The organism is Xanthomonas dyei, from assembly GCF_002939865.1.
In the GTDB taxonomy this organism is placed as follows: Bacteria; Pseudomonadota; Gammaproteobacteria; order Xanthomonadales; family Xanthomonadaceae; genus Xanthomonas; species Xanthomonas dyei.
In genome coordinates this window covers 1-349 of record NZ_MDEE01000133.1, presented here as the reverse complement: position 1 = coordinate 349, position 349 = coordinate 1, and the positions used below count along the sequence as shown (strand labels likewise).

The 349-nt window shown below is 63.9% G+C and carries 1 protein-coding gene; it reads right to left on the bottom strand.

The window, feature by feature from the left end:
- Positions 1–349 (bottom strand): transposase (locus XdyCFBP7245_RS23540; RefSeq protein WP_146091747.1); only part of this gene is annotated, 349 nt, incomplete at both ends.

Genomic DNA, 349 nt, shown 5'->3' with positions numbered 1-349 from the left:
TCGCGCGCATGGTCGGCATTCTTGGTCGAGCTGGGTGCAGCGATCAGGGTCGCATCGACGATCGTGCCGGAGCGCAGGCTCTGGCCCTTGCGCGCCAGATGCGTGTTGACCGCTTCCAGCATCCGTGCGGCAAGGCCATGGGTCTCCAGCAGGCGCCGAAAGTTGAGAATCGTGGTCTCATCCGGAATGTCGTCCAACCCACCGAGCTGGGCAAAGCGCCGCAAGGTCGGAATCTCGTGCAGCGCTTCTTCCATCGCCGGATCGCTCAACGCATACCACTGCTGCAGCAGATGAATCCGCAACATCGTCGCCAGTGCGTACGGCTGCCGACCTGGCCGTCCCGACACCG